This window comes from Streptomyces sp. SolWspMP-5a-2 (assembly GCF_900091845.1).
Taxonomy (GTDB): domain Bacteria; phylum Actinomycetota; class Actinomycetes; order Streptomycetales; family Streptomycetaceae; genus Streptomyces; species Streptomyces doudnae.
In genome coordinates, this window is sequence record NZ_FMCI01000128.1 from 17,040 (window position 1) to 35,822 (window position 18,783).

An 18,783-nucleotide genomic window follows, 5' to 3' on the forward strand; every position below is an offset into this window, starting at 1 on the left:
AGAGCCCCGACCACCGAGGCATGCCCGTGCTCCGTTCCGCCCGCCGTTCCGCGGCGCTCCTGCTCACCCCCGCCCTCCTGCTCACCGCGTGCGGCGGCTCGGGGGACGGCACCGGGAAGGCGGCGCGGGCGACCGCCGCCGGATACCCGGTCACCCTCGGCAACTGCGGACACGAGGTGACCGTCGACGCGGCCCCCGAGCACGCCGTCTCCCTCAACCAGGGGACCACCGAGATCCTGCTCTCCCTCGGCCTCGCCGACCGGATGGCCGGAACCGCCACCTGGACCGACCCGGTCCTCAAGAACCTTGAGAAGGCCAACGCGGGCGTCCCGCGACTGGCCGAGAACAACCCCTCCTTCGAGAAGGTCCTGGACGCCGGACCCGACTTCGTCACCGCCTCCTTCGTCTCCACCCTCGGCAAGGGCGGTGTCGCCTCCCGCGCCCAGTTCGAGAAGCTCGGCGTCCCCACCTACGTCTCGCCCTCCGACTGCTCCGAGGGCAAGGACAACGACACCGGCGGCGACGGCTCCCGCAGCAAGCCCCTCACCCTCGACGCCGTCTACGGCGAGATACGCGACCTCGCCCGCGTCTTCGGGGTCGAGCGGCGCGGCGAGGACCTGGTGACCCGGCTCGAGGGGCGGGTCACCGCCGCCACGAAGGGCCTGGACGCCTCCGACGTCACCCTCATGTACTGGTTCGCCAACTCCCAGTCGCCCTACCTCGCCGGATGCTGCGGCGCCCCCGGCGCCATCACCCGCGCGATCGGCGCGAAGAACGCCTTCTCCGACACCCACGACGAATGGCCCCAGATCAACTGGGAGACCGTCGCCGACCGCGACCCCGACGTCATCGTCATCGGCGACCTGACCCGCAAGCAGGAGACCGCCGAGACCGCCGCCGCCAAGATCCGCTTCCTGGAGACCAACCCGGCCACCCGCAACCTCACGGCCGTCAAGAAGAAGCGATTCGTCAGTCTGAGCGGCCAGGCCATGAACCCGTCCATCCGCACCGTCGACGGGATCGAGCAGGTCGCCGCGGCCCTGCGGGAGTTCGGGCTCACCCCGTGAGTCCCCGCATCGCCCTGCTGTCGCTCGGCGGACTGGCCGCCCTGCTCGCCTCGATCGCCGTCGCCGTCACCATCGGACCCGCCGACATCTCCACCGCCGACGTGTGGACCTCCGTCGCCGCCCACCTCGGCCTCGGCGACAGCGGCCTGCCGCCCCTGCGCGACGGCATCGTCTGGGACCTGCGGATGCCCCGCACCCTGCTCGCCGCCGTCTGCGGCGCCGGGCTCGCCGTCTGCGGCGCCGTCATGCAGTCCCTGCTCCGCAACCCGCTCGCCGACCCCTTCGTCCTCGGCGTCTCCTCCGGCGCCTCCACCGGCGCCGTCGCCGTCGTCGTGCTCGGCGTGGGCGGGGGAGCCGTGTCGCTCTCCTCCGGCGCCTTCCTCGGCGCGCTCCTCTCCTTCGGCCTGGTCCTGCTGCTCAGCCACGTCCTCGGCGGCTCCACCGACCGGGTGGTGCTCTCCGGGGTCGCCGCGATGCAACTCTTCTCCGCGCTCACCTCGTTCGTCGTCCTCACCTCCGCCGACGCCGAGACCACCCGGGGCGTGCTGTTCTGGCTCCTCGGCTCGCTCACCGGCGCCGACTGGGGACAGGTCGCGCTCTGCGCCGCCGTCCTCGCCGTCGTCCTCGCGGTCTGCCTCGGCCACGCCCGCACCCTCGACGCCTTCGCGTTCGGCGCCGAGGCCGCCGCAGGACTCGGCGTCCACGTCGCACGGACCCGGCTGATCCTGCTCTCCGTGACGGCGCTGCTGACCGCGGTGCTGGTGAGCTGCGCCGGCGCGATCGGCTTCGTCGGCCTGGTCCTGCCGCACGCCACCCGCGCCCTGGCCGGTCCCGGCCACGCGCGGCTGCTGCCGGTCACCGCGCTGACCGGCGCCGTCTTCCTGGTGTGGGTGGACACCGCCGCCCGCACCGTCCTCGACCCCCAGGAGGTCCCGGTGGGCGTGGTGACGTCCCTCATCGGCGTGCCCGCGTTCGTCGCCGTGCTCTACCGCGGCCGGAGCAAGGCGTGACCGGCCTCGGCGCGGACCGCGTCGTCCGGCGCGTCGACGGACGGCTCATCGTCGACGGGGTCACGCTCGGCGTCGACCCGGGCGAGACCCTCGGGCTGCTCGGACCCAACGGCTCGGGGAAGTCCACGCTGCTGCGCATGCTCTCCGGGGTCCTCGCGCCCAGCGCCGGGGTCGTCACCCTGGACGGGCGCCCGCTGCCCGAGGTCGGCCGCCGGGCCACCGCACGCCGGGTCGCCTCGGTCGAGCAGCACGCCCACACGCTGACGGAGCTGACCGTCCGTGACGTCGTCGCCCTCGGCCGCATCCCGCACCGGCGCGCCTGGACGCCCGCGTCGGAGGCGGACCTGCGCGCGGTCGACGGCGCGCTCGACCGGACCGGGCTGACCGGCCTGGCCGACAGGTCCTGGCACACCCTCTCCGGCGGCGAGCGCCAACGTGCCCAGATCGCCCGCGCGCTGGCCCAGGAACCCCGCGAACTCCTCCTCGACGAGCCGACGAACCACCTCGACATCCAGCACCAGCTCGACCTCCTCGACCTGGTCGCGGGCCTCCCGGTGACCACGATCGTCGCCCTGCACGACCTCAACCTCGCCGCGATGTACTGCGACCGCCTGCTGATCCTGCGCGCCGGCCGCGTGACGGCGGAGGGCACCCCCGGGGACGTCCTGACCCCGGCCCTGATCGCGGACGTGTACGGGGTACGGGCGGAGGTGACGCACGGCCCGGGGTATCCGGTGATCCGGTTCGTGCGGGGGGCGGGGAAGGACGCGGGGGTGGTGAACCGGGTGGGGTGAGGAGTGACTCCCTCGTCCCTTCCGTGCGGTCTGTCCCTCCCGTTTCTCGGGGCGCTCTCGGCCCACGGGTATCGGGGTGCGGCGATTCGGACATCGGCGGGGGTGCGGGTGTCGGGCGGAGGCCGGGTGCTCGCACGGGTCGTGGTGCGGGCGGTGCCGTGCGGGCCCGGGAACAGGCGGTCGGGGATGCGACTGAAACACGTGTGTTCGATCTCGGGTGCCGGTCGTTGTTCCGTTCGCCGACACTTCTCCGGAGGACACCATGCCCGCACCGCCCGCCGCCGACCGCCCCCGCGCGGTCGCCCACCACATCGGCGTGCACCTCTACGCCGAGCGCGACGGCCGCCTGCTGCTCGGCCTGCGCCACCCGGACTCCGCGTACGCGCCGCTCCAGTACCACTTCCTCGCCGGGCACTGCGAACAGGAGTCCGCCGTGACGTGCCTGATCAGGGAGGCGCGGGAGGAGGCGGGGCTGGAGATCGACCCGGCCGACGTCGAGTTCGCGCACGCCGTGCACATCCTGCACGCGCCCGGGACCCGGCCGAGGCTCCAACTGGTCTTCCGGGCCCGGCGCTGGACCGGGGAGCCGACGGTGCGGGAGCCGGACAAGTGCGTCGGGTGGGGCTGGTGGCCCCTCGACGGACTCCCCGAACCGATGGTCGCCTACGCCAGGACCGCGATCGACGGCGTCCGGGCCGGGCGGACCTACAGCGAGCTGGGCTGGCCGGGCCACCCGGCTCCCGCGAGGAGCGCCGCCGGATGAGTCCCGTCCCCTCCGAGCGGTGGTCCGCGCACTACGCCGACGGCGCGGGGTTCAGACGCCTGGGCGCCACCGAACGCGCCCTGCTCACCCGGTACGCCCCGGCCCCCGAGGGCGGACGCGCGCTGGACGTCGGCTGCGGGACAGGCGAACTGGCCCGGTTCCTGGCCGGGTCCGGCTACCGGGTCGACGCCGTCGACTTCGCGCCCGCGGCCCTGGAACGCGCCGCGGACGACCACCAGGGAAGGGAGGGCGTCCGCTACCACCCGCACGACATCGAGCGCGACGACCCCGAGCAACTCCCGCACCAGGCGTACGACTTGATCGTCCTGCGGCTGTGCGTGGCGTTCCTGGGCGACCGCACCCGGGTCCTGAACCGGCTCCGTGAACGAGTCCGCCCCGGCGGTGTCCTGTGCGTGATCACCCCCGTCGCGGAGGCGGTCCCCGAGCAGCGGCGGGGCATCGCGCTCGACGAGGCGGAGATCGACCTGCTGGGCGCGGGCTGGACGTCCGCCGACCGCCACGACGTGGACGACCTCGCCGTCGTCCTGCTGAGCGGTCCCGCGCCCGCACGGGTCACCCACGCCGACCGGGGCCGCCCGTCGCCGCACGCCCTCACCGGTGCCGGTGCCGTCGTCACGGACGCCCGGGGGCGCGTGCTGCTCGGCCTCTCGGTGAGCGGGATCTGGGAGCTGCCCGGCGGCAAGAACGCGGCCGGCGAGGACTTCCGGGACGCCGCCGTGCGGGAACTGGAGGAGGAGACGGGGCTCGTCGCGGACGCCTCCGGAGCGCGGTCGGCCGCCCTGCTGATGGACTCGGTGCACGGCATGCCGCGGCTGACGGCCGCCGTCCGCGTCGCCGGGTACACGGGCGAACCCACCGTCACCGAGCCGCACCTGATCCGCCGCTGGGAGTGGCACGAGGTCGCCGACCTGCCCACGCTCGGCCGACCGCTGTTCACGCCGAGCGCCCACATCATCGACACCTTCTGGCCGGGTCTGCTGCCCGACCTGCCACCGGTCCTGCGCTACCCGATCGCCGCCGACGGCGACCACGGCGGCTCGGAGACGGGGGAGGGGGTGATGGGGCCCGGGTGATGGATGACGGACGAGGGGCGCGGGGGGCTTATGGAGCGGGGGAGCGGGGGCCTGGCGGGTGCGGGGCTCGGCCTGGTGGAGTAGGGCGCCGTGCGCCGTGCGGCCCGGCGCCACAGAGTGGGGGTGTGGAGAACGGCAGAGCGACTGCGGCACCGACCGACGAACGCGGGGCGCACGGCTCCCGGTGTTCCGGCCCCCTGCCCGGGAGGGCCGCGCGGTGAGCCTGACGGGCACGCCCTTCCTCGTCCTGCTGATCGTGGTCACCGTGCTGTGCGTGGCCGCGACGCTGCTGCTCTGGGCGCGGCTCAGAGGCCCCCACCCGCTGCGCTGGGTGCTGCGGTTCCTGATGATCGCGCTGTGCCAGCTCACCGCCATCTCGGTGGTGGCGACCTGGATGAACGACGACTACGGCCTCTACTCCTCCTGGAGCGACCTGCTGGGCGAGGACGACAGCGCCGTCTCCATGGTGGGACCGCCGGTCGACCGCGCCACGTTCACCCGCAGCGACGCGGGCACCCTGGACACCTACTTCCGCGGGCGCCACTCGCGGATGGCCGGGCAGGTCATCGTCTGGACGCCCCCGCAGTACAAGGAGGCCAGACGCCGCGGCACGCGGTTCCCGGTCGTGCTGCTGCTCCACGGCGTGCCGGGCAGCCCCGCGTCCTGGCTGGAACACGGGGGCATGCCGGGGGACTTCAAGCAGCTCATGGAGGCCGGGACCACCCACCCGTTCATCCTCGCGATGCCGGTGGTCGATCCGGGGGGCGTCAACACCGACTGCACCGACCAGCCCGGGGGGAAGGTCGCCACCTGGCTCGCGCGGGACGTGCCGGAGCTGCTCAGCCACAAGTTCCGCACCCTCCCCGGGCCCAAGGGCTGGGGGCTGATGGGCTTCTCCACGGGCGGTTTCTGCGCGGTCCGGCTGCCGCTGGCCCACCCGGACGTCTTCGGCGCGGGCGCCGCCCTCGACCCGGACCCGCTGACCGGTGACCCGGGGGTGATCAGCAACACCGGGGAGCGCGAACGGACCAGCCCCACCTCCATGGTGAGACACGCCAAGGCGTCCGTCGACCTCTTCCTCGCGACCTCGGCGGAGGACCCGGACAGCCCGCCGCGCTATCTGCGGGAGTTCGAGAGGGCCGCGGCGGGCACGCCCACCAGGACGCAGGTGACGGTGCTGCCGACCGGCGGCCACAACTACAACACCTGGACGAGGCTGTACCCGCCGGCGTTCGGCTTCCTCAGCCGCCACACGACGGCGCCGACGGCGTGAGGGGGCGGGGCTCACGCGCCGCCGGTCACGTTCCGCAGCTCGCTCAGGCACTCCCGCATCAGCGCCGAGAGGGTCCGCTCCCCGTTCTCCGCGATCCACCGCTCGAAGCCGACCTTGAAGACGGCCATGCCCGCCTCGGCGGTCAGGCTGGCCGCGGGTTCCTCGACGCCCCGGTCCCGCAGCGTCTCCGCGATCGCCGTCGACAGGGAGGCGAGCTTGATCAGCTCGCGCTCCCGCAGCTCCGCGTTGGCGTCTATGACGGCATACCGCTGCCGCGCGAAGGGGCGCCGGTCGTGGAACAGGTCACCCGCCGCCTCCAGCCCGGCCGCCATCGCGTCGATCGGGGTGGCGGAGCCGGGCGCCCCCGCGACCGCCGTCACGAACAGCGCCCGCAGCTCCTCCGAACCGTCGAACAGCACCTCGCGCTTGTCGGCGTAGTGACGGAAGAACGTCCGTTCCGTCAACCCGGCCCGCCTGGCGATCTCCGCCACCGTCGTCTGCTCGTACCCGCGCTCGCTGTAGAGCTCCAACGCGGCCTTCGCCAAGCGCTGGCGCGTGTTCGGCTCCCATCGACCCATGGTCCAGATCCTACGTGATGACAGTCGCTGACATCGGTGCTACGTTTGATGACAGTGACTGACATCGATCGTTGGGGAACTCTCATGCGCATCTTCGTGACCGGCGCGTCCGGCTGGATCGGCTCCGCCCTCGTGCCGGAACTCATCGACGCGGGGCACCAGGTGGTGGGCCTCGCCCGCTCCGAGGCGTCCGCGGCGGCGCTCACCGAGGCCGGTGCGGAGGTGGTCCGCGGCACCGTCGACGACCTCGACGTGCTGCGCACCGCGGCCACCGGGTCCGACGCGGTGATCCACCTCGCCTTCAAGCACGACATCGCCTTCAGCGGCGACTTCCAGGGCGCCTCCGACGCCGACCGCCGTGCCGTCGACACGTTCGGCGAGGCGCTCGCCGGTACCGACCGGCCCTTCGTCATCGCCTCCGGGGTCGCCGGTCTCAAGTCCGGTCAACTGGCCACCGAGCAGGACATGCCGGAGACCACCGGCTCGCCGGTGGCCGGTCGCGCCGCCACCTCCATGGCGGTGCTCGACCTCGCCTCGCGGGGCGTCCGCTCCTCGGTGGTCCGGCTGTCGCCCACCTGCCACGGCGACGGTGACAACGGCTTCATGGCTGCCCTCGTCGCCATCGCCCGGGAGAAGGGCCTCTCCGGCTACCTCGGTGACGGAGCCAACCGCTGGCCCGCCGTCCACCGCCTGGACGCGGCGCGGCTGTTCCGGCTGGCCGTCGAGAAGGCCCCCGCCGGGTCCGTGCTGCACGGCACCGCCGAGGAGGGCGTCCCGATCCGTGAGGTCGCCGAGGTGATCGGCCGTCACCTGGACGTCCCGGTGGCCTCGGTGTCCGCGGACGACGCGGCCGGGCACTTCGGCTGGATGGCGGGGTTCGTCGGCCTCGACGCCCCGGTCTCCAGCGCCCGGACCCGCGAACTCCTCGACTGGCACCCGACCGGCCCCGGTCTCCTGGAGGACCTGGAGAAGGGCCACTACTTCCGGCCCGCCACCCCGACCCACTGACCGCAGCCGGGGACCGACAAGGGTGCCCGACCGCCACCGGCTCCCGAGGGTGCCCCACCCGACGGCCAGCGGGTCCCGAGGGTGCCCCGACGGCCACCGGGTCCCGAGGGTGCCCCGGCCGCCACCAGGTTCCGAGGGTGCCCCGGCCGCCACCAGGTTCCGAGGGTGCCCCGGCCGCCATCGGGTTTCCCCGGTCCCGGCGGGGAGCCTGGGTTCCTTTCCCAGTCCGGACGGGGCGCCCGGGTTCCCTCACCGGTCCGGGCGGGGCTCCCGGTGCCCGTCCACGGTTCCGCCGAGGTCCGAGGTCCGAGGTCCGAGGTCCGAGGTTCGGGGCCCGAGGCCGGGGGCTCAAGACCCTGGGGTCGGGGGCCCGGTGCGCGGACCGGGCCCCCGGCGGCCGGGCCACGCGTCCGGCGCCGTCCCGTCCGATTCCGCGCGTGCCGTCCACCTCCGCCGCACGTCCCATCCGTCTCCGCCGCGTGTCCCGCCCGCCTCCGCGCGTGCCGTCCCGACGCGTCTACCGCAGCGGCGTCGGCTCCTCCTCGTCGGTCAGGTGGACGAGGCGCCTGGAGTCGTCCCAGAGGCGTGCCGCGCGCCGCTCGTCGTAGGAGAGCCGGGCGGAGCGCACCGCCGACAGGGTTCCGTCGTGCGCCTGGAAGTAGGCGCCGGACGCGTCCGCGTACCGGGGGTCGACCGCCAGCGCCGCCAGCGAGGCGCCCGAGAAGTCCACGTCCGACGTGGTGACGCCGACGCGTTTCGAGACCCAGTTCAGCGCGGCCGTCCGCGAGACCCACCGCACCGGCTTCGGCAGGGCGCGCAGGAAGCCGGTGTCCGGCACGCTTCCCGGGTCGAAGGCGATGGAGGAGACCGCGCTGTCCGCCCGGCGCAGCCGCCGGTCCAGTTCGTAGGCGTACATCACGGTGCAGAGCTTCGAGGTGGAGTAGCGCTTCCCGGCGGACAGCACCCGGCCGCCGTCCTTCCCGTGGGCGGCCAGGGCGACGGCGTCCGGTTCCACGGTGGCGCCCACCAGACGGCCGTCCATCGAGTCCCGGTCGTGGGTGCCGCTGGCGGTGTAGACGACGCGGCCCGTCCCGGCGAGGTGCGGGAAGAGGAGTTCGACGAGGAGGAAGTGGCCCAGGCAGTTGGTCGCGAAGGTCGTCTCGTAGCCGTCGGGGCTGTAGGAGACGTCGCCGTCGAAGCGGCCGCCCGCGTTGCAGACGAGCGCGTCGAGTCCGGAGACCTCGCCGGAGTCCAGCATCGCGCGGAACCCTGCGGCGGCCGACCTGACCGAGGCGAGCGACGAGGTGTCGAGCGCCAGCGTCGTCACGGACACGCCGTGGTCGGCGCTCAGTTCACCGGCCGTCCGCCGCATGCGGTCCGGGCTGCGGCCCGCGAGGACGAGGTCGGTGCCCCGCGCGGCGAGCGTGCGCGCGGCGGCCAGGCCGATGCCCGAGTGGCCGCCGGTGATCAGGACCGAGGTCATGACTGTTCCTCCTGGATTGCGTGTGGCCGACGGCGGGTCCGGACGCCCGGACGCCTAGAAGCCCGGACGCCCCGATGTCTGGAAGCCCGGACGTCCGGACGTCCGGACGTCCGAAAGGCGGCGCCGTCCGCGTCCCGTGGCCCCGGCCACGCCTTCACTGTCACCGCCCGCGCCGCTCTCCGCGAGCGCCGACGCGGGCCGGTCCAGGATCACCGCGCACGCGAGCCGTAACCAGGGAGCGCCCCTCCCAGCCTGCCGACTACGAGCCTCGGGGCGCGGGAGGCACCGGTGCGCGCTCGTCGGCGGACTCGCGTGAGGGTCACGGCTCTCCGGGGCGGTCGGTCAGCGGGGCCCGCACGGCCGCCCGATCCCCGGGCCGGTTGCCTCACCCGTCGACCGGCCCTAGCATGAATGCGCTTTCATTCTCTTCGCGCAGCACAGAACGGGGATCCGGTCCATGAATGGCGTCGTCTCGTGAACGCCGCGCCCACGGTGTACGACGTCGCCGAACGCTCCGGGGTCTCCATCGCCACCGTGTCGCGGGTGTACCGCAGCCCCGACTCCGTCCGGGCCGCCACCCGCGAACGCGTCCTGGCCGCCGCGCGGGAACTCGGCTACGTGCCCAGCGGCAACGCGCGCGGTCTCGCCAGTCGCTCCACCGGCGTCCTCGGCCTCTGCTTCCCCGACTACTCGGACCCGGACACGGTCGGCGCCGAGGACGACGACGCGGCGATGCTCTACTCCGACCAGATCATCCGGGGCATGGAGCGCGCGGCCCGCCGTCACGGGTACGCGCTGCTGATCGCGGCGTCGCTGGAAGGCGGTCCGGAGAACCTGGTCGCCAAGGTGGCCGGGCGGGTCGACGGATTCGCCGTGCTCGCCCGTACCGTGCCGACCGAGGAGCTGGAGGTGATCTCCCGGCGCCGACCGGTCGTCATGCTGGCCGGGCCGCGCGCGCAGGATCCCTCCCTCGACCACCTGGACCACGTGGAGGTCGCCAACGAGGACGGCCAGTACCAGCTCACCCGGCACCTCCTCGACGACCACGGGCTGCGCCGTCTCGCCTATGTGGGGTTCGCCGAGGACTCGCCGGACGTCGAGGCGCGCTTCCGCGGTTTCCAGCGCGCGTGCCGGGAGGCGGGCGCCGAGGTGGGGGACCGTCCCGCCCTGCGGATGCCGATGATGACCAGGGCGGAGGGCGCGCACGCGGCCGATCTGCTCTGCTCGGGGCCGGGGGAGCGGCCCGAGGCGTTCCTCTTCGCCAACGACCAGATGGCCGTCGGCGCGCTCCAGGCCCTCGAACGGCGGGGGCTGCGGGTGCCGGACGACGTCGTCGTCACCGGCTTCGACGGCATCCCGCTGAGCCGTCTGGTCCGGCCCGCCCTCACCACCGTGCGGCAGCCGATGGTGCGGCTGGGGGAGAAGGCCGTCGAGCTGCTGGTGCGGCGGCTGACCGGGGAGCGGGAGGCCGATCCCGTCTCGCTGATGCTCCCGGTCGGGCTCGCCCGGCGGGCCAGTTGCGGCTGCGCGGACGAGGAGAACACCGCGTCCGCCGACATCTGAGCCGTCCTGCACGGGGCGCGGCCCGCGCCTGCGCACGAGCCGTCAACAGCCCTCCATCTCAACCGAGTTGGCCGTCCGTGCCTTACAGGTCACTGGATGCTCCAGCGGTGGGGATGGCCGGGGTCGGCGGGGCAGGTGAAGACGTTCAGCTCACCGCTGCGGCCCACGGTGACCCCCGTGGGGGTGGCCCACCGGTGTGTCGGGCGGTCGCGGTCCTCCAGCGGTCGCCAGCTCGCGCTGCCGCCGTCCCACTCCGTGCTGTCGACGGTCAGCAGCAGGCGCATCGGTGCCGCGCAGGCCGGGCAGTCCATCGGGTACGGGTCCGTGGCGTGCCAGGAGGCGAAGCCGCCCACGCGCCAGCCCGGCGGGACCGACAGGTCGTACTGGTAGCCGGGCGGACCCGGCCTGCTCCCGTCCGCCGACCGCTCGGCCTCCTCCGCGCGCGCCTCCTCCCAGGTGTCGACGCGGGCGCACAGCTCCCGCGGCAGGAGCCCGGCGAACGGGTAGGTGACCACCTGTTCCGGGTGCAGCACACAGGGTTCGGGCACGTAGCCGTCGGCCCCGACTACCAGGGGCCGCGGCGGCACGGTCAGCACCTCGCCGACCTCCCACGAACGGCGCCAGCGCAGGTGCGGCGCCAGGTCGTACCCGCCGGGACCGTGCGCGTCGAAGGGGCACCAGAACACCTGGAGCAGATCGCAGCCGGACGGCCCCGCCGGAAGGTCGGGCACGTCCCGCCGGTACAGCTGCGCCAGGCCGATCAGCGGCAGCGGGTCGGTGTCGGACGCGGGGACGTGGTGCTCCCGGTCCAGCTCGTCCAACAGCTCCCGTTCCGCGTCCGTCGGGCCGGGAGCCTCCTCGCGGGCCCACGCGGAGGCCAGCAGCCGCCGACGCCGGTGGATGTCGGCCGGGCGGCGGCCGTACCCGCGGCCGTGCGCCTCGCGGCAGACCGGCCAGGGCTCGTCCGCGGGCCACAGCAGCGGACCGCCCACGGAACTGGCGGACGCGTCCGGCCTGCCGGGCCGCGGATGGAGCCGGGTCGTCGTCCCCCGGAACGCGGCCAGCTCCGGGAAGAGCGCCTCGACGTCGAGCGGCCGTGCGGGCGTGGTCCTCGTCATGGACGCGACCCTAGAACGGAGGCGAAGGGCGACAGGCGGCGGGTGACGGGTGGCAGATGGCGCATCACGGGTGGCGCATCATGGGTGGTGCATCACGGGTGACGGGTGACGGGTGACGGGTGGCAGGTGGCGGGGGACAGGTGGTGGGGCGCGGGGGACAGGTGGCGGGTCCGGGTCCCGGCGCCCGTGGCGGTGTGCCGGTGTGGCGGTCGGTGGTCCTGACCGGACCCGGGGCGGGTGGTACCGCGCGTACCACCCGGCGGGGCGTGGTCTGCGGGAGGATGGCGGGCATGGAGCAACTCGGTGCCGCGCTGCGGGCGTGGCGGGACCGGCTGGACCCCGCCACGGTGGGTTTCGCGCACGGCGCGCCCCGGCGGGTCCCCGGCCTGCGGCGCGCGGAGCTGGCGACGCTGGCCGGGATCTCGGTCGAGTACGTGGTCCGGCTGGAGCAGGGGCGGGTGGCGACCCCCTCGGCGCAGGTCTGCTCGGCCCTCGCCCGCGCCCTGCGACTCTCCGACGACGAGCACGCGCATCTGCTGCGCATGGCCGGTCACGCGGCGGATCCCAGCCGGGTGCCGCGGATGATCCCGGGGAGCCTCTACCGGATCGTGGACCAACTCGCCGCGAATCCGCTGGCGATCTACGACGCCACCTGGCAACTGCTGTACTGGAACCCGCTGTTCGCGGCCACGTTCGGCGATCCCACCGTCCGCGCGGTGGCCGACCGCAACGTCCTGGTCTGGCAGTTCCTCGGGGAGCTGCCCCGGATCCGGCAGACGGCGGCCGAACGGGCGGCGTTCGAGGAGTCCCTCGTCGCCGACCTGCGCGCGACGACGAGCCGCTACCCCGGCGACCCCGACCTCGCCGCGCTGGTGTCGAGGCTGCGCCACAGCCCGCGGTTCGGCGCGCTGTGGAGCCGCCGGGCGGTGGGCGGTCACCAGAGCGCGCACAAACGCGTCCACCACCCGGACGTCGGGGAGATCGCCCTGGACTCCGACATCCTCGCCACCCAGGACACGAACCTGCGTCTCGTGGTGTACACGCCCCGGCCGGGCACCGACGCCCGCGGCAGACTCGAACTCCTCGCGGCCATCGGGGTCCAGGGGATGGCTCCCCAGGGGTGAGGGCCCGCGGTCCGCCCTCGCCGGTGCCGACCGGGCCGCCGGGTGGTACGCGCGGTACCAGCAAGTGCCGTGGCTCCCCCCGGCCCTCCCGGACACCCAGCATGAAGTGCGTGGACAGCGCACCACCCGTGCTGTCGGGACCAGGAGGAGCCAGCATGACCACCACCTTCATCACCGGGGCCAACAAGTCCCTCGGTTTCGAGACCGCCCGCCGCCTCGTCGAGGCCGGGCACACCGTCCTCCTCGGCGCCCGCGACGCCGAGCGCGGCCGGGCCGCGGCCGCGTCGCTCGGCGCGCGGTTCGTCCGCATCGACGTGACGGACGACGCCTCGGTCCGGGCCGCGGCCGCGGACGTCGCCGCGCACGAGGGCACGGTCGACGTCCTGGTCAACAACGCCGGGGTCCTCGGCAGGGTCGGCCCCGTCGAGGAGTACACCGCGGCCGACATGAGCGCCGTGCTCGACGTGAACGTCGTCGGGATCGTGCGGGTCACGCACGCCTTCCTGCCGCTGCTGCGGACCTCGCCGAACCCTGTCATCGTCAACGTCGCCAGCGGGATGGGCTCGTTCGGCATGACCCAGGACCCGGAGCGGGTCGAGTCGCGGTACTCCCTGCCCCTCTACTCCGCCTCGAAGGCCGCGGTCACCATGCTCACGACGCGGTACGCCAGGGAGCTGAAGGACGTGAAGGTCAACGCGGCGGACCCCGGGCAGACCGCGACCGACTTCACCGGCGGCCTCGGGCACAGCGTCGCCGACGGCGCCGAGTCCATCGTCACCCTCGCGACGATCGGCCCGGACGGGCCGACGGGCCGGTTCGTCGACCGCGCCGGGAACCTCCCCTGGTGAACAGGGTCCCCGGCCCGCCGAACCCGGCCCCCGGCCCACCCGGGACCGGCCGACGCGCGGCCCGCCCCAGCGGACGTCACCGGACCGGGACAGCGGCGTCGATCACAGTTGCTTTCGCGCTGCATTGATCCGTTTTATGGTGCTCTCACACCGGTTGCGGGCGGACGCCGGTCATGACGCGGATCGTGACGCCGGTGCCGCCGGAGCGGCCCCGGGAGCCGTCGAGGCGGCACCCGGGGGGTCGCTGAGGTCGCACCCAGGGGTCACTGAGGTGGCACCCGGGAGCTGCTGAGGCGGTCCCCGGGAGTCGTCGGGGTGGTCCCCGGGAGTCGCCGGGGTGGTGTCCCGGCGGACGTCGGCGCGGTCCGTCGGATGTCCCGCTCGTTACGGGAGTGTGACCAAGACCCCCCTTGCCAGGTCCCGAAGGGCTGCAAGAGAGTGATGTATGCGCTTACAGACAGCGCATACATCGTTCGGAAGCTCAAGGAGGAGCCCGCCATGAACCGCGCCGCCGCAATCGGGTCGCTCGCCCTCACCCTGGCGTCTGCGCTCACCCTCACCGCCTGTGGCGGCTCGGGTGGTGCGGGCGTGGCAGCCGATGCCGAGCAGACCCTGACCGTCTGGGCCATGGGGACCGAGGGGGAGAAGCTCGCCGACGTCGCGAAGGCGTACGAGAAGTCCCACGCCAACATCACGGTCAAGGTCACCCCGATCGGCTGGGACGTCGCCCACCAGAAGCTGGTGGCCGCCGCTGCCGCCGGGAAGCTGCCCGACGTGGTCCAGATGGGCGGGAGCTACCTGGGCGAGTTCGCCGACATGGGCGTGCTGGAGCCGGTCGACACCAAGACCTTCGCGGAGGACGACTTCTTCCCGGCCGCCTGGCAGCAGGGCTCGTACGACGGCAAGGTCTACGGCGTGCCGTGGTACGTCGACACGCGCGTGCTGTTCTACCGCACCGACCTCGCGAAGAAGGCCGGCATCGACAAGGCGCCCGCGACCATGGCCGACCTCCAGAGCGACGCCGCGGCCTACCGGGCGAAGGCCGGGACCAAGTGGGGGCTGTCCATCCAGCCCGGCGGCCTGGACACCGTGCAGAGCTTCTACCCCTTCCTGTACTCGGCCGGGGGCGCGATCATCGACCAGGACGGCAAGGCCGCCGTGAACTCCGCCGCCGCCGTCAAGGCGCTGGAGAACTACGGCAGTTACTTCACGAAGAACCTCAGCGAGAAGTCCGTCCGCCCCGGCTACGACGTCACCAAGGACTTCAACACCGGTGCCGTGCCGATGTTCTTCGGCGGGCCCTGGCTCACCAACCTCCTCGACGAGAACTACCCGGGCCTCAAGGGCAAGTGGGCGGTCGCCCCCGTCCCCGCCGACCAGGCGTCCGTCTCCATGGCGGGCGGCTCCAGCCTCGCGATCTCCGCCGACAGCGACCACAAGGCCGCCGCCAAGGCCTTCATCGCCTCCCTCACCGACGCCAAGGGCCAGTCCGACTGGTTCGAGCGCACCAACGACCTGCCCGCCAACACGGCCGCCTGGAAGTCCGGCACGCTCGCCACCGACCCGACCATGAAGATCTGGCGCGCGCAGATGGACACCGCCAAGGCGACCCCCGCGCAGCCCAAGCTGACCGAGATCACCTCCAAGGTGGACACCGCCATCGAGTCGGTCACCCAGGGCAAGTCCACCGCCAAGGCCGCCCTGGACAAGGCCCAGTCCGAGATCGAAGGCCTCGTTCAGTAGGAGCGTCCCCGCATGTCCCTCACCACAGGACCGGCCGCGTCCGCCGCGGCCGCCGACAAGAGCCCGCACGGCGGCGGGGATTCCGGGCGCGCCCGGCGGCCCCGCCGCTCGCTCAGCCGGCACAACCTGACCGGCTGGCTGTTCTCCACGCCGTTCCTGGTGCTGTTCGGCGTCTTCATGCTCTTCCCGATCGTCGCCACGCTCCTGATGAGCTTCACCGACTTCGGGGCCCGCGACGTCACCCGCCCGCTGGAGGCGGACTTCGTCGGCCTGGACAACTACACCCGGCTGTTCCAGGACGACAAGTTCCTCACCTCCCTGTTCAACACCGCCTACTTCGTGGTCGTCGGCGTCCCCGCGACCATCGTCCTCGGACTCCTCGCGGCGGTCCTGCTCAACAACGGCATCGACCGGGCCCGCACCCTCTTCCGGATCGGCTTCTACGCGCCCGTCGTGACGACGATCGTCGCGGTCGCCGTGGTATGGCGGTTCGTGCTCGACCCGTCCGACGGCCTGGTCGCCTCGCTCGCCTCCGAAGCGGGCCTGACCGCACCGGACTTCCTCGGCTCGGAGACCTGGGCGATGCCGTCCCTGATCGCCATGGCCGTGTGGCGCAACCTCGGCACCGTGATGGTGCTGTGCATCGCGGGGCTCCAGGCCGTTCCCGCCGAGGTCCGTGAGGCGGCCCGCCTCGACGGGGCGAGCGGCTGGCAGGAGCTGCGCCGGATCACCGTCCCGCTGCTGCGGCCGACCCTGCTCTACGCCACCGTCATCACCACCATCGGCTACCTCAACGTCTTCGAGGAACCGTTCGTGATGACCCAGGGCGGCCCCTCGGACTCCACCCTCACCGTCTCCCTCGACATGTACCGGGAAGGCTTCAACTTCTTCCACATGGGCTACGCCAGCGCCATGGCGTACGTCCTGTTCGTCGTGATCATGGGCATCACGGTGCTCCAGCTCCGCCTGCTGAAGGACAACACCCGATGACCGCCGAGACCGCCGCCCCGGCCCACCGCCCCCGGCGCACCGGACGGGTGCGCAAGCCGCTGCTCTACACCGTCGCCTCGCTCGGACTGCTGGTGATGTCCGCGCCGTTCCTGTGGATGGCGCTGTCCGCCTTCAAGACCAAGGAGGACCTGACCGCGACCACGCCGGTGTGGATCCCCTCCCGGTGGACGCTGGAGAACTTCACCGCGCTGCTCAAGCAGCTCGACATGGGGCAGTACTTCCTCAACTCGCTGATCGTGGCCGTCCTGGTGACCGTCAGCAACCTGCTGTTCTGCTCGATGCTCGGCTACGCGCTGGCCAAGCTCGACTTCTCCGGACGCTCCAAGGTCTTCGCGCTGGTCCTGGCCGCCCTGATGGTCCCGGGCAACCTGATGATCCTGCCGCTGTACGTGCTGATGAACGGCCTCGGCCTGATCGACACCTACGCCGGGCTCGTGCTGCCGTTCGCGGCCGGTGCCTTCGGGGTCTTCCTGATGCGGCAGTTCATGCTGTCCGTGCCCGACGAACTCCTGGAAGCGGCCCGGCTGGACGGCGCGGGGGAGTGGTACATCTTCTGGCGGATCGTGATGCCGCTGGTCAAGCCCGCCCTCGCGACGCTGACGATCTTCACCTTCCTCGGTTCCTGGAACAACTTCATCTGGCCCCTGATCGCGACCAACGACCCCGGCAAGTACACGCTCCCGGTGGCGCTCGCGACCTTCGCCAACGACCCCAACCGCACGGTCGGCGGCGGCAACGGCATGCTGATGGCCGGTTCCCTGCTCGTCGTGCTGCCGGTCCTGGCCGTCTTCGCCGTCCTGCAACGGCACTTCACCCAGGGCATCGCCACCGCGGGCCTCAAGTAGCCCCCGCGCCACCGCGCCCCCCGGCGGGGCCGGTCGCCGTGCCCTCCCCCCACCCCACCACCAGAAAGACGCGACGAACGATGACGCAGACCACCCGCTTCCCCGACGGCTTCCTCTGGGGCGCCTCCACCGCCGGTCACCAGATCGAGGGCAACAACGTCAACAGCGACTGGTGGCGCAAGGAGCACGACCCGGCCGCCGGCATCCAGGAGCCCAGCCTGGACGCCTGCGACAGCTACCACCGCTGGGAGCAGGACATGGACCTGCTCGCCGAACTCGGCTTCACGGACTACCGGTTCGGCGTCGAGTGGTCCCGCGTCGAGCCCGTCCGCGGCCACTTCTCGCGCGCCGAGATCGCCCACTACCGGCGGATGGTCGACGGCGCCCTCGCCCGCGGCCTGCGCCCCATGGTCACCCTGCACCACTTCACCGTCCCGCAGTGGTTCGAGGACCTCGGGGGCTGGACCGCCGACGGAGCCGTCGACCTCTTCGCCCGCTACGTCGACCGGTGCGCGCCGATCATCGCCGACGGCGTGCGGCACGTGTGCACCATCAACGAGCCGAACATGATCGCCGTGATGGCCGGTGCCGCGAAGGCGGGCGACCAGGGCTTCCCGCCCGCTGGCCTGCCCACCCCGGACGAGGAGACCACCCGTGCGGTGATCGCCGCGCACCACGCCGCCGTCAAGACCGTCCGCGCCAACCACCCCGACATCCAGGTCGGCTGGACCATCGCCAACCAGGTCTACCAGGCCCTGCCCGGCGCCGAGCGGACCACCGCCGAGTACCGCCGTCCGCGGGAGGACGTCTTCATCGAGGCCGCCCGCGGCGACGACTGGATCGGCGTGCAGTCCTACACCCGCACCAAGATCGCCCCGAACGGCCCGGTCCCGGCCCCCGCCGACGCCGAGCGCACCCTCACCCAGTGGGAGTACTACCCGGCCGCCGTCGGCCACGCGCTGCGCCACACCGCCGACCTCCTCGGTGACGACATCCCGCTGATCGTCACCGAGAACGGCATCGCCACCGCCGACGACAGCCGCCGCGTCGACTACTACACCGGCGCCCTCGGCGAGGTCGCCGCCGCCCTCGAGGACGGCCTCAACATCCAGGGCTACCTGGCGTGGAGCGCGCTGGACAACTACGAATGGGGCTCCTTCGCGCCGACGTTCGGCCTGATCGCCGTCGACCCGGAGACGTTCGAGCGCACCGCGAAGCCCTCCGCCGTCTGGCTCGGCGGGCTCGGCCGGGAGCGCGCGCTGCCGCGCGGCTGACCCCGCGCGGGGCCACCCGCCCCCCAGACCGCGGGAGCCGGCCGGTCCCTGACCCCGGTCGGCTCCCGCCGCCACCCCTGCCCTGACGGCGACTCGGCCCGGCCGGCCCCGTCGAGAGCCCCCCGCACCCCCCGCAATCCCGCACTACGGCACCACCCATCACGGCACCCGCCCTCCCGTCCGCCCC

General features: G+C 73.2%; 17 protein-coding genes. 14 read left to right on the forward strand and 3 right to left on the reverse strand.

Going from position 1 to position 18,783, the window contains the following annotated elements; translation table 11 throughout:
- Window positions 1-20 precede the first annotated feature (20 nt).
- The 6 genes from GA0115242_RS12530 (at window position 21) to GA0115242_RS12555 (ending at window position 6,001) form a co-directional block, all read left to right on the forward strand.
- Window positions 21-1,067 carry an ABC transporter substrate-binding protein gene (locus GA0115242_RS12530; protein WP_176729803.1) on the forward strand — a complete coding sequence of 349 codons (1,047 nt, stop codon included), beginning with the start codon at window positions 21-23 and terminating at the stop codon, window positions 1,065-1,067.
- Complete coding sequence (locus GA0115242_RS12535; protein WP_093827667.1) at window positions 1,064-2,077, forward strand: FecCD family ABC transporter permease; 1,014 nt, start codon at window positions 1,064-1,066, stop codon at window positions 2,075-2,077. The genes GA0115242_RS12530 and GA0115242_RS12535 overlap by 4 nt, the downstream gene beginning before the upstream one ends.
- A complete protein-coding gene (locus GA0115242_RS12540) occupies window positions 2,074-2,871 on the forward strand; it encodes an ABC transporter ATP-binding protein (protein ID WP_093827669.1) in 798 nt (265 codons plus the stop codon). The genes GA0115242_RS12535 and GA0115242_RS12540 overlap by 4 nt, the downstream gene beginning before the upstream one ends.
- 262 nt (window positions 2,872-3,133) lie before the next feature.
- A complete protein-coding gene (locus tag GA0115242_RS12545) occupies window positions 3,134-3,634 on the forward strand; it encodes an NUDIX hydrolase (protein ID WP_093827671.1) in 501 nt (166 codons plus the stop codon).
- Window positions 3,631-4,728 carry a bifunctional class I SAM-dependent methyltransferase/NUDIX hydrolase gene (locus GA0115242_RS42295; protein ID WP_093827673.1) on the forward strand — a complete coding sequence of 366 codons (1,098 nt, stop codon included), beginning with the start codon at window positions 3,631-3,633 and terminating at the stop codon, window positions 4,726-4,728. The genes GA0115242_RS12545 and GA0115242_RS42295 overlap by 4 nt, the downstream gene beginning before the upstream one ends.
- A 217-nt stretch (window positions 4,729-4,945) precedes the next feature.
- Entirely contained in the window at window positions 4,946-6,001 is a 1,056-nt protein-coding gene (locus GA0115242_RS12555) for an alpha/beta hydrolase (RefSeq protein WP_093827675.1), read from the forward strand.
- Between the two features lie 11 nt (window positions 6,002-6,012).
- Here GA0115242_RS12555 and GA0115242_RS12560 read toward each other — a convergent pair whose 3' ends face one another.
- Window positions 6,013-6,579 (reverse strand): TetR/AcrR family transcriptional regulator, encoded by a 567-nt coding sequence (locus GA0115242_RS12560; RefSeq protein ID WP_093827677.1) that lies wholly within the window; start codon window positions 6,577-6,579, stop codon window positions 6,013-6,015.
- A gap of 84 nt (window positions 6,580-6,663) precedes the next feature.
- Between GA0115242_RS12560 and GA0115242_RS12565 the strand changes: the two genes are divergently transcribed.
- Window positions 6,664-7,587 (forward strand): SDR family oxidoreductase, encoded by a 924-nt coding sequence (locus tag GA0115242_RS12565; RefSeq protein WP_093827679.1) that lies wholly within the window; start codon window positions 6,664-6,666, stop codon window positions 7,585-7,587.
- A 517-nt stretch (window positions 7,588-8,104) separates the two neighbouring features.
- Here GA0115242_RS12565 and GA0115242_RS12570 read toward each other — a convergent pair.
- Window positions 8,105-9,070, reverse strand: a complete 966-nt coding sequence (locus GA0115242_RS12570; RefSeq protein WP_093827681.1) for an SDR family NAD(P)-dependent oxidoreductase — start codon at window positions 9,068-9,070, stop codon at window positions 8,105-8,107.
- 474 nt (window positions 9,071-9,544) lie between these two features.
- On the opposite strand from GA0115242_RS12570, the gene GA0115242_RS12575 reads away from it, so the two are divergent.
- Window positions 9,545-10,633, forward strand: a complete 1,089-nt coding sequence (locus GA0115242_RS12575) for a LacI family DNA-binding transcriptional regulator (RefSeq protein ID WP_256089417.1) — start codon at window positions 9,545-9,547, stop codon at window positions 10,631-10,633.
- A gap of 89 nt (window positions 10,634-10,722) precedes the next feature.
- Here the strand turns inward: GA0115242_RS12575 and GA0115242_RS12580 are convergent, their stop codons facing one another.
- The gene (locus GA0115242_RS12580; RefSeq protein ID WP_093827685.1) at window positions 10,723-11,751 is read right to left on the reverse strand and encodes a hypothetical protein; all 1,029 of its coding nucleotides are present in this window, start codon (window positions 11,749-11,751) and stop codon (window positions 10,723-10,725) included.
- 290 nt (window positions 11,752-12,041) lie between these two features.
- On the opposite strand from GA0115242_RS12580, the gene GA0115242_RS12585 reads away from it, so the two are divergent.
- The 6 genes from GA0115242_RS12585 (at window position 12,042) to GA0115242_RS12610 (ending at window position 18,596) form a co-directional block, all read left to right on the forward strand.
- Entirely contained in the window at window positions 12,042-12,875 is an 834-nt protein-coding gene (locus GA0115242_RS12585; RefSeq protein WP_093827687.1) for a helix-turn-helix domain-containing protein, read from the forward strand.
- Window positions 12,876-13,030: 155 nt separating this feature from the next.
- Entirely contained in the window at window positions 13,031-13,723 is a 693-nt protein-coding gene (locus GA0115242_RS12590; RefSeq protein WP_093827689.1) for an SDR family NAD(P)-dependent oxidoreductase, read from the forward strand.
- A 498-nt stretch (window positions 13,724-14,221) separates the two neighbouring features.
- Window positions 14,222-15,466 (forward strand): sugar ABC transporter substrate-binding protein, encoded by a 1,245-nt coding sequence (locus GA0115242_RS12595; protein WP_093827691.1) that lies wholly within the window; start codon window positions 14,222-14,224, stop codon window positions 15,464-15,466.
- Between the two features lie 12 nt (window positions 15,467-15,478).
- Window positions 15,479-16,456 carry a carbohydrate ABC transporter permease gene (locus GA0115242_RS12600; protein ID WP_093827693.1) on the forward strand — a complete coding sequence of 326 codons (978 nt, stop codon included), beginning with the start codon at window positions 15,479-15,481 and terminating at the stop codon, window positions 16,454-16,456.
- Window positions 16,453-17,322, forward strand: coding sequence for a carbohydrate ABC transporter permease (locus tag GA0115242_RS12605; protein WP_093827695.1), 870 nt, complete (start codon window positions 16,453-16,455; stop codon window positions 17,320-17,322). Before GA0115242_RS12600 ends, GA0115242_RS12605 begins: the two co-directional genes overlap by 4 nt.
- An 80-nt stretch (window positions 17,323-17,402) precedes the next feature.
- Window positions 17,403-18,596 carry a glycoside hydrolase family 1 protein gene (locus GA0115242_RS12610; protein WP_093827697.1) on the forward strand — a complete coding sequence of 398 codons (1,194 nt, stop codon included), beginning with the start codon at window positions 17,403-17,405 and terminating at the stop codon, window positions 18,594-18,596.
- Window positions 18,597-18,783: the final 187 nt, after the last annotated feature.